The sequence below is a fragment of the Anoxybacillus sp. LAT27 genome, assembly GCF_022030075.1.
Classification (GTDB): domain Bacteria; phylum Bacillota; class Bacilli; order Bacillales; family Anoxybacillaceae; genus Anoxybacillus; species Anoxybacillus kestanbolensis.
In genome coordinates this window covers 17,584-31,503 of sequence record NZ_JAIWYK010000424.1, presented here as the reverse complement: position 1 = coordinate 31,503, position 13,920 = coordinate 17,584, and the positions used below count along the sequence as shown (strand labels likewise).

The following is a 13,920-nucleotide window of genomic DNA, read 5'->3' as shown; positions in this document are numbered from 1 at the left end:
TTTTTCTTATCTAAACAGAAAAAGAAGCCATGAGGATACTTCCTCTAGGCTTTACCGTTTCGTTCCAAAATAAACCCGGATCGTCGCTCCTTCTTTCACTTTGACTCCAGGCTTCGGCGCCTGTTCAACAACCGTATCGCCTTCGCCACTACCATCTAATTTTAAGTTAAAAAGTTGCTGTTGCAAATCTTTTTTTGTTAAACCGATTAAATTTGGTACTTCTACATAGCGTGGGTCGAGCCATGTCGTTTCTTTTTCAATTTGCTGTTTGCGCGGTTTGACACCGAGCGCGCGCAAGCTATCTTCCATAATGTTTCCAACAATCGGGGCGGCGACGACACCACCAAATTGTACTGTGCCTTTCGGATTATCGACCGCCACGTATACAACAATTTGTGGATCGTCTGCTGGCGCAAAACCGATAAATGAAACGATATGGTTGTCTTTTAAATATTGACCGTCTTTCGCTTTTTGAGCTGTTCCGGTTTTACCGCCAACGCGGTAACCGTCGACAAACGCTCCCTTCCCTGTTCCTTGGGCTACCACGCTTTCGAGGGCATAACGAATTTGTTTAGACGTTTCCTCGGAAATAACCCTTCTTTTTGCTTTCGGTGTTTGTCGTTGAATGACTTCTCCTGTAACCGGATCGAGCCATTCTTTTGCGATGTATGGTTGGTATAAAATCCCTCCATTTACCGCAGCAGCGACCGCTGCCACTTGTTGAATCGGTGTAACAGCTACCCCTTGACCGAAAGCAGTCGTTGCTTGTTCGACCGGTCCAACGCGATGAAGTGGGAATAAAATTCCTTTTCCTTCCCCTTGCAAATCGATGCCCGTTTTCTCACCGAAACCAAACGCGCGAATATATTCGAATAGTTTATCTTTGCCGAGTCGATCACCAAGTTCAACGAATCCCGGGTTGCAAGAGTTTTGGACAACTTCAAGAAACGTTTGATCGCCATGCCCCCCACGTTTCCAACAATGAAGCGTCGCACCAGCCACTTTCACATATCCCGGGTCGTAAAAATGTTCTTTTAATAAATCGACTTTTTTTTCTTCTAACGCTGCCGCGAGCGTAATAATTTTAAACGTGGATCCCGGTTCATACGTGCTCCAAATCGGCAAATTGCGGTTAAAAATTTCAGGTGGCACGTTTTGAAAATCAGCGGGATCAAATGTCGGACGGCTTGCCATCCCTAAAATTTCTCCGTTGTTCGGATTCATCGCAATCGCAATAATTCCGTCAGGGCGGTACGTCGCTTCTGCAATCGTTAGCTCGCGCTCTAAAATCGTTTGTACACGTGTATCAATCGTCAATTTTAAATCAAGCCCATCCACGGGGGGCGTGTACGCATCCGCCATCCCAGGCATGCGTTTTCCTTTCGCATCGGAATAAAATTGAACGGAACCGGGTTTTCCGCTTAGCTGTTTATCGTAGTAAAGTTCAAGTCCCATTAATCCTTGATTGTCAATACCTGCAAAGCCGAGCACATGTGATAAATAGCTCCCGAACGGATAATAACGCTTCGAATCTTCCGCAATGTATACTCCTTTCATCCCTAAATCGCGAATTTGTTTCGCTTGTTCGTTTGAAATTTTTCGCCCCTCTGGATGAATACGTTCAATCGACGTTTTTTTCGTCACATGTTTATACGCTTTTTCTACCGGCATATTTAATATGCGCGCAAGCTCTTTCGCTACTTCCGATGGGTTTTCAATTTGTCGTGGAACGACGAGCACGGATGGGGCACTCATATTTGTTGCGAGAGGCACTCCGTTACGATCAACGATTTCCCCACGCTCTGGTTCAAACGGAATGTTTCGACTCCATAAATCTTTCGCTCGTTCTGTTAACATATCTCCTAAAACAAATTGTACATAACCGAGACGAATGTCAATAATCGCAAAAATGAAAAATCCGATCAATAAAACAGCCGTCAATCGCTTTCGAACAGTTACTGCACGCATACAGCGGAACCTCCTTCATCTATTTCGGCTCGTTCCACTATATGCTTGTACCGTTTTATATAGAACTAATCGACTGGGCCGTCTATCTCTTGCTGTTCAGTGCTTGCTTGTTGTTTTTCATCGATGTCTGACGGTTTTGCAAGCTCGACAATCATATAGTCGTTTTGCTTGACGACTGTCCCCGGCGTAATATTTTGCCTAAATACGTATCCGCTTCCGATAAAGCTTGGCTTTAACCGCAACAGTTCGGCAAGCTTCATGACGTCGCGCAACGACCAGCCTGTCACATCCGGCATGATCGCATCGCCGTCCGTTTGCAACAACACGCGATCTGGCGCAACGACATATTCGCCAGCTTGTGGAAATTGGGCACGCACTTTCGTTCCCTTTCCGATGACCGTCACATGTAATCCTTGTTTTTTCAATGACTGCGTTGCTTGCTCTACCGACTGACCAATATACGAAGGAAGAGCGATGCTTTTTTCTTTTTTCACGTGTTTTTTCTTAACGGTCGGTTCAATGTTTAAATATTGTAAACTATTTTTCATCACCGAGTTGAAAATCATCGATACAGGTGCTGCCCCTGTTTCTGTATATGAAATGTTCGGTTGTTGCACAGCAACATACATCACTAAGCGCGGATTTTCACGTGGCACCATTCCTAAAAATGAAAAAATATAGTTTTGATGCCCAGTTAAATACCCGCCTTCTGGATCTGGGATTTGGGCTGTTCCTGTTTTTCCTGCGACGCGATAACCCTCAATTTGATACGGACGCCCTGTTCCTTTTTCAGATGTGACGACCGTTTCTAAAATGTCTAGTACTTTTTCAGCTGTTTCTTTTGAAATCGGTGTATCGACAACAACAGGTTCGTGCTTCATCACTGTTTTTCCTGTATCTCCGTCAACAATGCGGTCAACAACGTACGGTTTCATCATTTTTCCACCGTTTGCGATGGCGGTTGCTGCTTGAATTTGTTGAATCGGTGTGACTGACGTTCCTTGTCCGAATCCTGTCGTCACTTTTTCGATCGGATAACGATATAAAATGTTTCCAGCTTTTTCACCCGGCAATTCAATGCCTGTCGGTTCGTTAAAACGGAAACGATGCAAATATTGTAAAAAGCGATCTTCCCCTAATTTTTCACGCACAATTTTTGCGAATGCGACGTTTGACGAGCGCTGTACTCCCTCAAGAAACGTAATTTTCCCCCACCCGACTTTGTTATGGTCACGAACGCGATGAGGACCGATTTGATACGAACCGGATTGATACGTTTCATTCGGCTCAAACACCCCTTCATTCACCGCAGCGGCGAGCGTGAAAATTTTCATCGTCGATCCCGGCTCATACGGATACGAAATCGCATCGTTAAAATAGTTTTCAATGTTTCGTTTGTTCGGATCAAAACTCGGACGGGTGCTCATCGCTAAAATCGCCCCAGTTTTCGGGTCGGCGACAATGGCGATCATTTTTTTCGGTGTATATTGTTTTTCAACGGCATTCATCGCATCTTCTAAAAACGTTTGAATATGTTTATCGATCGTTAAATAAATGTTTTTACCGTTTTGCGGTGGAACGATTTGTTCATCTGCATACGGGAGTTTAAATCCTTTTGGGTCGCTTTCATACGTGATCTCTCCGTCTTTTTCTTTCAGCTGCTCATTAAACTGCTTTTCAATGCCCATTTTCCCAACAACTTCTTCCAGCGTCTCATCTTTTTGGGCGTAGCCGACAACGTATGACGCGAACGTACCGTTTGGATAAAATCGTTTTGAATCGCGTATAAACGTAATGCCTGGAAGCTGTAACGCCTCAATTTTTTGTTTCACCGTTTGGCTAATGCCGCGGCCGTTCGGGCCGAACTCAACTTGCTTCGCCTTCTTTTTTAAAATGCGCTCGACATCCGCTACATTCATGTTTAATAGCGGCGCAAGTTTACGTGCGGTTTCTTCCGGATCGGTCACATGTTGCGGCATGTTCGGATCGAGAATGGCGGCCACTGTATATGAAGGAATGTCTTCAGCAATTACTTCTCCGCTTCGGTCGAAAATCGTTCCACGCTTCGCTTCAAGCGTTTGTTTTTTGAAATAACGTTTTTGTGCCTCGACCGCTAACACTTGTCCATCTACAACACCTGTAGCTTGTAAATAAACGAAACGTACAAACAATATAAAAAAGAGCAAGCTAAAAAAAACAAAACATATAGCTGCTCCTTTATGCGTATGTTTATGCTTTCTCATTCTGCATCAGTCCTGCACAACTTTTACGTTATTTTCGTTTAATGTAAGGCCAAGTTCTTTCGCTTTCGCTAAAATGCGCTCATACGTGCTTAACTCTTGCACTTGTACGTATAAATCGCGGTTTCGTTTTTCTTGCTCCTCAATGCTTGTTTGTAATTGTTGCACTTCTTTATTGACATGATAAATCGTAAATTGATTCGAAACGATTGTGACGCTACTATATAAAGCGAAGGCAAAAAACGAAACGAACACCATTTTTTCCCCAATCGTCCAACGTATATTTCGTTTTCGCTTTTTCTTTGGCGCGCGTTGGACGTGTTGTTCTTGTTGTACTTTTTGTACTTTTTGTTGAATGCGAACAGCAGCCATACATTTTCCTCCTTTTTACAGTTTTTCAGCAATGCGCAATTTTGCAGATCGTGCGCGATGGTTATGTTGCAGTTCTTCTTCAGACGGGACGATCGGTTTTTTTGTAATGATTTTTAATTTCGGCTTATATTCATCTGGAATGATCGGCAATCCCGGCGGCAAGTGCGGTGTTTCACTTGCTTGTTTAAATGCGATTTTGCAAATGCGGTCTTCTAGCGAATGGAACGTAATGACGCTAATTCTTCCTCCGGGCTTTAATAGATCAATTGCTTGTTCAATCGCTTCTTCAAACGCGCGCAATTCGTCGTTGACTGCAATGCGAATCGCTTGAAACACGCGTTTGGCTGGATGTCCCCCTGTTCGACGCGCTGGTGCGGGAATCGCTTCTTTAATGACTTCTGCAAGTTCTGTTGTCGTTTCAATTGGCTTTTGCTTGCGTGTTTGCTCAATTTTACGAGCGATCGCTTTTGAAAATTTTTCTTCACCATATTGGAAAAAAATTTTCACGAGCTGTTCGTACGACCATGTGTTGACAACGTCGTATGCTGTCAACGTTTGGTCACGATCCATGCGCATATCGAGCGGCGCTTCATGTTGATAACTAAAGCCACGCTCAGGCATATCTAACTGCGGGGACGATACACCAAGATCGAACAAAATGCCGTCGACTTCATGCACACCGTAAAGCGCCAGCTGTTGTTTCAAATAGCGAAAGTTGCTTTTAATGATCGTAAACTGACCACGATATCGTTCAAGTCGCTGTTGCGCATGACGAATCGCGATATCATCTTGATCAAAGGCAAATAGTCTTCCTTCTGGCGATAATTGCGACAATAAATATTCGCTATGTCCAGCTCCCCCGAGCGTGCAATCTACATATGTACCATCTTTTTTAATATTTAATCCGTCAACTGTTTCCTTCAATAATACGGTTACGTGATGAAACAATGATGTCACCTACCTAAACAACATATACATAAAAAATGAGTGCAATTGTATTGTACCATCATTTCACAAAATTCACTACTTACTTCCGAACTATTCTATTGTACATAAAAAAAATCCTGTACGCGACAGGATTTTTTTATCGACGAAAATAGTTAAAGATATACAATTTTATGCATCCCATTCCAACGATAATCGACATGAAGAAGACGGTCAACAAAGTCTAAGCCGTAGCGATTCATATAGTAAAGCACGTTCCAAACCCGCTCTTGTGGCATATTGTTCGGGCGAAGCGACAGTTCAATGCGTTCATATTTGCGCACATGTACGTCATGTTTTTGCAACATGCGCCGTGTAATCAATTGTTGAAGATAATCGATTTGTGTCTCGACTCGTTCGGCATTTTTCAACATCACTCTTTCAAGATGCGGATCGACTTGCATGCCGAGTTGGCGAAGTTGCTCGTGAATGTGCGCTATCTGTTTTTTCGCTTCATGAAACGTCTCATCAAACGCCACAGGTTGATTGTTGCGCACCCATTCCTCTAACGCTTGCTTCGTGCCGTTTGTCAACGCCTCTGCTACTGTCATTTGCACATCCGCCAAGTCCGTAGCAATATGACGCTCGACAAGCGTGAGCGAAAGGCGCGGCACGATCGGCGGCATATGCCAATGGAAATGCTCAAATACTCGTTTTAATTCCGCCCAATAAGCAATTTCCCCCGGACCGGCGATAAAAGCGAGCGTCGGAAATAACCATTCTTGCATAAGCGGTCGTGTAACAACGTTGTTGCTAAACGATTGCGGCTCACTTTCGATTCGCTGTCTTAATTCGTCTCGCGTGAAACGATACACCCCATCTTTTGTGTAAAAACAATGTTGGGCATCGTCATAATATAACAAGCGACGTTGACCGTCATCATAAAATAAATGTGCGCACATCGGCGATACATCAATCGCTTGCTCATAGCCGAGTTGGGCGAGATGTCGTTGTTGAATTTGCAACGCAGTTGTAATCGCTTCGTGTTCACGAGCGAGCGTCATAAACCATTCGCGCTCAATCGCCCGCAAATGCGGATGTGCTGCATCGACAATTACGATTCCTTCTTTCGCAAACAACTTAAGTACGATCGTCGCAAAAAAGTCGGCCACCGTTTTTGATGTTGCCATGCATTCATATATGTACGTACGCAATTCGTTTGTTACATTTGTTTCGCCAAATGTTTTGAATATGTCATCTATCCATTGCTTCAACGCATCTGCATCAAGCTCGATGTGAGCAGCCATTCGCTTTTCTTTCGCTAGTGGCGAATACACATATTTTTTCACTTTTCCACGTTGTGCGACATGGACGTAATTAATTTCTGCAATGTCGTGGTCTTCAGATGCCATCCAAAATACCGGAACGACCGGCACACGAAGCTGTTGTTCTTGCTGTTTTGCTAATGTAATGATGGAAATGATTTTATATATCGTATAGAGCGGTCCGGTTAAAAGACCTGCCTGTTGCCCGCCGATGACGACGACGCTTTCTCGATGACGCAATTTTTCAATGTTTGCAATCGTTTCTTCACTTGCTTGAAACTGTTTATGATACGCAAGTAAATGATGAACGAGCGCATCCCGGGCATACGTCCGCTTTTGTAACTCATGCAAACGTTCTTCAAATGAACAAGGATGGAACGCCTCGTGAACAGGAAACGTCCCTTCAATATATTCCGTAGCTAAACGGTTCGTTGCTGGCAAAGACAGCTCGATAACTTCCATTGTAAACTTCCTTTCTCATTCATGATGAAAATGCGATCATGACACGATGGATGACCCCATATATAAATAATCCCATATAAGCAGTTGCAAATAATAAAAATTGCATTCTCCAATATAACTTAAACGTTCGTTGTAACGATACATCGCCCGTTTTTTTCCAATACAAAATCATTCCAAGCATAAACGTTACAATCAAAAAAATGAGCAATTCAACGATATACGATCGTTGAAAAACGGCTTGCAATAAAACATGAACAGCAAAAATAAAAAAAATGGTCGATCCGTTCACAGCGAAATGAAACGCCCGTTTTCCTTTTCGTTTAAAAATAGCTTTGGCAAGTGTAAATATAAAAAAAAACGACAAAAACGGCATAACAATCATGATAGCAATGAAAGAGGTGAGTATATCTTTCATCTCTCCGTCTCCCCCTCTAATTGTTTCCCTTTCATAAGCGCATATAAAAACGTGCTAATTGGGGCTGGGGCGCATCGCTCGTTCGCTCGCTCAATCACATAGCCTAAAATCGCATCTAATTCCGTCATTCGCCCCGCCTCGATGTCACGCAACATCGATGAGCGATTGGCAGCCGTTTGTTGACAAACCGTTTCAATATGCTGCCATATACGTTCTCGCTGTTCAATCTGAAAAATAGATGCGACTTCATGAAACAACTGTTCCATCGCTTGCCGATACGGCGCATGTGTCACTAACATGCCGTTTGGTACTTGCAATAGAGCGGTAAGCGGATTAATAGCAACGTTCACCATTAATTTTTCAATTAACATCGTTTCCCAATCGCCGACATATTGGAACGGAAAACGGGCATCTGTCGTATATAGAAAAGAAAACGTTTCTTTTTTTCCGCGCCATACGCTCCATTTCGTTTTACCGACACCCGTATGGGAAACCGTCGTATCGTCGATTTTGAACGCGCCATGTTCAACAACCGCAAGCGCAATATGATGATGAGGCATGTGCGGTAAATGGGACACATGCTCCATGCCGTTTTGCAAAAACATCACAGCGTCCGCTCGAAGCATATGCATGTTTGTTTTCAATATGTTTGTTAAGTCATATTGTTTCACCGCTATAAATAACACATCTACATTCGTTTCACGAACGAACGGTTCAGCATGAACACGATGCTTCGTCCGTTCATCGCCACAAATGACCGTCAGCCCATGCGTACATAATTGTTCTGCTTGTTCTTGCCGACGCGTATAAACCGTCACGTCATAGTGGTTACTGAAATACGCTGCCGTCAATAAGCCGACTGCTCCGCCCCCTATAATTCCGATGCGCACGATGCGATCCTCCTCTTTTTTTCCTATGTTTTATTGTATAAAAAAAAGTAGCTGGCGTCTATCAGCTACTACACAGACAATTGACGTGCACGTTCTAAAATGTGCATCACCGTCTGATATTCTTGTTGCACCGCTTGCAGTTTCTTTTCAAGCTCTTCTTTTTCTTTTTGGAGCGTCCGTACTTGTTCGCGCAACTGTTCGATTTCTTGTTGCCCTTCCCCGCGTTGTTGCAACGTTTGTAAAAAAGAGATCACATCTTGCAACGTCATGTTTCGCTCGGCTGGTTGCGGTTCTTTTTTCTTTTTTCGTTGCTGTTTAGCAAGCTCTAACGCCTCTTCATATTGCTTCCGCACGTATGCGTTCCAACGAAAACCACAAGCGGCTGCCGTTCGTGATAGTTTTTTCCCTACTTCTTCAAACGCGCGTAATTGGGTGCTCCCTTCGCGCACAAAAGCTAACACCGTTTCAGCGAGCAATACATCTTCTTCTTCTGTCCATGCATCTTGGCGCGTCATTTCTATCCCTCCTCGCTACATTTACTATATGAGTATGCAGCTAATAGAGAAGATAGACTATTTGTTTCGTTTTGCTAAAAATGATTGTACCGCTTCATTGTGTTCTTCGCTTTCCCATAAATATGCACATCGTTCGATTTCAGCGAAAAACCGTTGGCGAAACTGCTCTGTTTTCCAACGTGCCACCGCGGCTTCTTTATAAGCGCGCAATACAGCCGTTGATTTGTTCGTATACTCCCTTAACTCTTTTTCACATCGTTCGCGCAACGAGTCAGGAAAAACGCGATGGACAAAGCCGATATGCTCCGCTTCTTCCGCTGTCATCGTTTTCGCGCACAACAATATATTGAGCGCTTGATCGTACGGCATTTTTTCAAATAACATCGTCGCACCGCCCCAGCCGGTCGTGATCGCTAAATTCGCTTGCACAAATCCGAGGCGCACCCCGGCACGCGCGAAACGAAAATCGCATGCGGTCGCTAACTCGCAACCTCCGCCGATCGCAGTTCCATTGATTAATGCAACCGTTGGCTTCGATAACGTCAATAAACGATATAAAATGTTTCCCATTTTCGCTAACATCGCATGCGCTTCTTCTTTTGTTTTCAGCTGATGAAACACTTGTAAATCGCCACCCGCGCAAAACGCGTCTTCTCCTTCCCCTGTAATGACGAGCACCTTCGCCTCATCATCTTGTTCAACGAGCGTCAGCGCTTGCTCGAGTTCATCCATGACTGCATAATCAATCGCATTTCGTCTTGCCGGACGACAAATGGTAAACGAGACGATGCCATGTTGTTTTTCGATCATTTTCCCTCTCCCCTTTACTGCATGTCCATCTTTTTTATTCGCTTTCCCGTTCTTTTTTCCTTCCAAATAAGAAAAGCGCAAGGGAGTGGCCCTTACGCTTCTCTTATTTGTTTACAACGTCTTTTCCTTTGTATGTTCCACAAACTTTACATACGCGATGAGCAAGTTTCATTTCACCGCAGTTTGGGCATTCTACCATACCAGGTACGCGCAATTTGAAGTGCGTACGACGTAGTCTTTTCTTCATTTTTGATGTTCTTCTAAAAGGTACTGCCATCATTTCCACCTCCTTAAAGAGATTTAGGCGAATATGGAGGCCGGTGTAGTTCCGGATCTTCCCTTAAGATTCATTTTTGTTTTCGAAAAACTTTGCTAGCTTCGCAAGGCGCGGATCAATTTTGTTTTCATGTTCTTCTTCCGAAATGACCGTCCATCCTTTTCCTGATTGTGGAACGGCATCCGGATGATCCGGTTGCTCGCTAAACACTTGCATCGGCACTTCAAGAAGAATAAGCTCTTTGACGATCGGCATTAAGTCGATCGCATCTCCTTGAACAACATGTGACTCTTCATCGGTTGCATCATAATCGTTCAAAAAAAACGTTTCTGTGCTTTCGATGGCGAATGGATACGATACGTCCACGAGCGTACGAGAACAAGGGAGTTTCATCGTCCCTTCGATCGTTAAGTGGAACGTGAACTTTTTCGCGCTCACATCTGCCCGTCCGTGCACACGCACAGGGGAAATGTCGCGAATCGAGTCGTCCACTTCTTTCAATTCGGACACATCAGCCATTTCGTCAATCGTTAGCCCTTTATGTTGCAACTGATGAAGTTGATGAATAGACCATCTCAATGATAATCACCTCAAGACAACAAAGAAAATTATACGTTTGAACAACGGTTTTGTCAATATTTTTTCTTTACACTACTTCCATTATAATCAGTTTATACTCACTGTATCACGTTTTACATAAAAAAGAAAGGTGGACAATACATGAAAGCGGTCGGCATCGTTGTCGAATACAATCCGTTTCATAACGGGCATTTATATCATGTGCAACAAACGAAAAAAAAAACGAGCGCAGATTGCGTCATCGCTGTCATGAGTAGCTCATTTACACAACGGGGCGAACCTGCGATCGTACCGAAATGGGAGCGCGCTCGCATGGCGCTTGCAGGCGGCGTCGATCTCGTCGTTGAACTTCCTTATACGTTTGCTGTCCAAACAGCTGAATGGTTCGCTCAAGGGGCTATTTCGATTCTCGATGCGCTTTTTTGCGAGCAATTATGTTTCGGAAGCGAGCACGGAAGCATCGAACCGTTTATAAAAACGGCTCAACTGCTCGTTTATAAAAAAGAGCAACATAACGAAAAAGTAAAACAATATATGCAACAAGGTATCAACTATGCAAAAGCGTATACGCTTGCCCTTCATGACATTGGTCACGATACGCTTGACGTTTCACAACCGAACAACATTTTAGGGTTACATTACGTCAAGGCGATTATCGAACAACGAAGCAAGATGATGCCAGAAACGATTCAACGAACGGTTGCTCATTATCACGACGAAACGCTTCCAGCAAACGATAACATTGCGAGCGCAACGAGCATTCGTCGCTTTTTACAGGTTAGTTATGACGATGTCGCACGCTACGTTCCGCATACAACATATGAAACGTTACAAACGTATCGCCATACGTATATGACGTGGCACGATTGGAAAAAATATTTTCCGTTTTTAAAATACCGACTATTGACGATGGAAGTAGACGACATTCAACAAATTGCTGAAGTGGAAGAAGGAATTGAGCATCGACTAAAAAAAGCAATCATTCACGCCACGTCATTTCACGATTTTCTTTCGGCTGTCAAAACGAAACGATATACGTGGACACGATTGCAACGTATATGCACCCACATATTAACGAACGTCACGAAAAAAGAAATAGCGAAAGCAATCGAAAACAAGCGTGCAACATACGTTCGTCCGCTAGCGATGAACGAAACAGGGAGAGCGTATTTACAAGAAGTTAAAAAGCGCATGACGTTGCCGCTTGTGACAAGCGCTAAACAAATGAGACACGATCCGATATATCAAATCGAAAAAAAAGCGACGCAGGCGTATTTTTCGATTTTGCCTGAGCCGCTTTGTTCGGAAGCGTTACAGCGCGAGTATAAAACTCCGCCGTTACGATAACTTTTGTAAAAATTGAACGGCATCATCAAACGTATCAACAGGTACAATTTTCATGTTTGTGCCAATATCTTTCGCTGTTTTGACCGCTTCTTTATAATTGGAATGTTTCGCTCCACGTTCGTTCGGCGCGAAAAAAATGTCCGCTCCTGCTTTATGAGCAGCGATCACTTTTTGAGAAATGCCACCGATTGGTCCGACTTCGCCGTCGATGTTGATCGTTCCGGTGCCAGCGATGCGATACCCTTTCGTTAAATCTTCTCGGATCAATTGATTGTACACTTCAAGCGCAAACATAAGCCCAGCGGACGGTCCGCCAATTTGATCGGATTCAATGCGGACAGGCGGATCGGTAACGATATCGCGGTCGGTCATGACGGAAAGTCCGAGACCGACGCGATGCTTTTCTTTTGGAAACGGCGCAAGCGTCAACGTTGCTGTTTTTTCTTTTCCTGATCGTTTATACGTAATTTGGACGCGATCTCCTTTTTTCTTTCCGCTTACGTATTGAATAAATTCGTCTGCGTCGTTGAGACGTTGCCCGTCAATCGCAACTAATTGATCGCCGCTTTTCAGCACGTTTGAAGCTGGCATGCCATCCACGACATATAACACATATACTCCTTTATTTCGATACGAAAACGATTTGTTTGCTTTGTTATAGGCAACGGCAATCGCCGTTTCTTTTGAATTTTCCATCATTTTTAATTGGCGATGCGTATATTCTTCGTCGCTTTCCCCTTCTTGTCTTACTTCATCCATGCGGTACAACTCGTTATATTTACTCACATGCGCAAGCATAAACGAAAAAAGATTGGCTTGCCCCATGCGAACGGTCGTTAACATAAATTGTCCTTTTTCTTTATAGCCGCCTTGCACTTCAACGAGCGGACGTAACGGTTCCGCCGTTCCAGGCATCGTCACGTAATACGGCAAGTGAAAAAAAGTCGCAAAAGCGAGTAGTAGTGCAACGATGATCGTAATTCGAATATACCGTCTTTTATTCATTGTTTAAACCCCTTCTCTGCAAGCAATTGACGAATGATCGGAAGCTGTTGGCGCGTTGCTTCTTCTCCCATTTGAATCATCTCTTTCGCATGGGTGAACGCATACGAGCTATAACGCTCAAGCGATGGACGAATGACGACATCCGCTTGGGCGATACGGTGGGAAGCAAGTTCAGCTTGAATAATATCTAAACTTTGTAAAATGACATCAAAAATCGAGGTGATCGTATCATTTTTTTTCACGGAAGCAACGTCGACAGCGATGACGACGTCAGCTCCCATGTCGCGTACAACGGACGCTGGTACGCGATCGATCACTCCACCGTCAACAAGCAGACGCCCGTTCCATCGTTCTGGCACGAAAATGCCCGGAATGGAAATGCTGGCGCGCACCGCATCTGCCATACTTCCTTTGCGAAACACAACTTTCTCCCCTTTTTGTAAATCGGTCGCCACGATCGCAAGCGGAATACGGGCGTGTTCAATGCGCTTTTGTTTTGTCATGACCGAAATGAAATGTTTAATTTGACGCCCGGCAACGAGTCCCATTTTCGGGACTGTCCAATCGATGTAATCGTTGCGTCGAAACGCTGTCGCGAGCCGATATAATCGTTCCGTTGTCATGCCTGATGCGTACAACGCACCAACGAGCGCCCCCATGCTACTTCCGGCGATCATATGAATCGGAATGTTTTCTTCTTCCAACACTTTAATGACCCCGGCATGCGCAAAGCCGCGCGCACCGCCAGAACCTAACGCCAACCCGATTTTCATTCCTGCTCCCCCTTCCTG

At 44.2% G+C, this 13,920-nt stretch carries 14 protein-coding genes; 1 reads left to right on the top strand and 13 read right to left on the bottom strand.

Features of this window, described 5'->3' with window-relative positions; all coding sequences use genetic code 11:
• Window positions 1-51: 51 nt before the first annotated feature.
• The 11 genes from LD028_RS12445 to LD028_RS12395 form a co-directional block, all read right to left on the bottom strand.
• Entirely contained in the window at window positions 52-1,968 is a 1,917-nt protein-coding gene (locus tag LD028_RS12445; protein ID WP_237812000.1) for a stage V sporulation protein D, read from the bottom strand.
• A 65-nt stretch (window positions 1,969-2,033) separates the two neighbouring features.
• Window positions 2,034-4,211 carry a penicillin-binding protein gene (locus LD028_RS12440; RefSeq protein WP_237811999.1) on the bottom strand — a complete coding sequence of 726 codons (2,178 nt, stop codon included), beginning with the start codon at window positions 4,209-4,211 and terminating at the stop codon, window positions 2,034-2,036.
• 6 nt (window positions 4,212-4,217) lie between these two features.
• The gene (ftsL, locus tag LD028_RS12435; RefSeq protein WP_006321443.1) at window positions 4,218-4,580 is read right to left on the bottom strand and encodes a cell division protein FtsL; all 363 of its coding nucleotides are present in this window, start codon (window positions 4,578-4,580) and stop codon (window positions 4,218-4,220) included.
• 15 nt (window positions 4,581-4,595) lie between these two features.
• On the bottom strand, window positions 4,596-5,528 hold the full coding sequence (gene rsmH, locus LD028_RS12430; RefSeq protein WP_004891221.1) for a 16S rRNA (cytosine(1402)-N(4))-methyltransferase RsmH: 933 nt from the start codon (window positions 5,526-5,528) through the stop codon (window positions 4,596-4,598).
• Between the two features lie 152 nt (window positions 5,529-5,680).
• Window positions 5,681-7,291 (bottom strand): bacillithiol biosynthesis cysteine-adding enzyme BshC, encoded by a 1,611-nt coding sequence (gene bshC / locus LD028_RS12425; protein WP_237811998.1) that lies wholly within the window; start codon window positions 7,289-7,291, stop codon window positions 5,681-5,683.
• Between the two features lie 19 nt (window positions 7,292-7,310).
• On the bottom strand, window positions 7,311-7,706 hold the full coding sequence (locus tag LD028_RS12420; protein ID WP_237811997.1) for a DUF3397 domain-containing protein: 396 nt from the start codon (window positions 7,704-7,706) through the stop codon (window positions 7,311-7,313).
• Window positions 7,703-8,596, bottom strand: a complete 894-nt coding sequence (locus LD028_RS12415) for a 2-dehydropantoate 2-reductase (protein WP_237811996.1) — start codon at window positions 8,594-8,596, stop codon at window positions 7,703-7,705. Before LD028_RS12415 ends, LD028_RS12420 begins: the two co-directional genes overlap by 4 nt.
• 68 nt (window positions 8,597-8,664) lie before the next feature.
• On the bottom strand, window positions 8,665-9,111 hold the full coding sequence (locus tag LD028_RS12410) for an RsfA family transcriptional regulator (RefSeq protein WP_237811995.1): 447 nt from the start codon (window positions 9,109-9,111) through the stop codon (window positions 8,665-8,667).
• Window positions 9,112-9,168: 57 nt separating this feature from the next.
• On the bottom strand, window positions 9,169-10,002 hold the full coding sequence (locus tag LD028_RS12405) for an enoyl-CoA hydratase/isomerase family protein (RefSeq protein WP_237811994.1): 834 nt from the start codon (window positions 10,000-10,002) through the stop codon (window positions 9,169-9,171).
• Window positions 10,003-10,024: 22 nt separating this feature from the next.
• Window positions 10,025-10,198 (bottom strand): 50S ribosomal protein L32, encoded by a 174-nt coding sequence (rpmF, locus tag LD028_RS12400; protein ID WP_003395111.1) that lies wholly within the window; start codon window positions 10,196-10,198, stop codon window positions 10,025-10,027.
• Between the two features lie 63 nt (window positions 10,199-10,261).
• Window positions 10,262-10,777, bottom strand: coding sequence for a YceD family protein (locus LD028_RS12395; protein WP_006321425.1), 516 nt, complete (start codon window positions 10,775-10,777; stop codon window positions 10,262-10,264).
• Between the two features lie 141 nt (window positions 10,778-10,918).
• Between LD028_RS12395 and LD028_RS12390 the strand changes: the two genes are divergently transcribed.
• Window positions 10,919-12,124, top strand: coding sequence for a nucleotidyltransferase (locus tag LD028_RS12390; RefSeq protein ID WP_237811993.1), 1,206 nt, complete (start codon window positions 10,919-10,921; stop codon window positions 12,122-12,124).
• Here LD028_RS12390 and LD028_RS12385 read toward each other — a convergent pair.
• On the bottom strand, window positions 12,116-13,129 hold the full coding sequence (locus LD028_RS12385; protein WP_006321421.1) for a SepM family pheromone-processing serine protease: 1,014 nt from the start codon (window positions 13,127-13,129) through the stop codon (window positions 12,116-12,118). The two genes, LD028_RS12390 and LD028_RS12385, sit on opposite strands and share 9 nt — an antisense overlap.
• Window positions 13,126-13,902 carry a patatin-like phospholipase family protein gene (locus LD028_RS12380; protein ID WP_237811992.1) on the bottom strand — a complete coding sequence of 259 codons (777 nt, stop codon included), beginning with the start codon at window positions 13,900-13,902 and terminating at the stop codon, window positions 13,126-13,128. Before LD028_RS12380 ends, LD028_RS12385 begins: the two co-directional genes overlap by 4 nt.
• Window positions 13,903-13,920 lie beyond the last annotated feature (18 nt).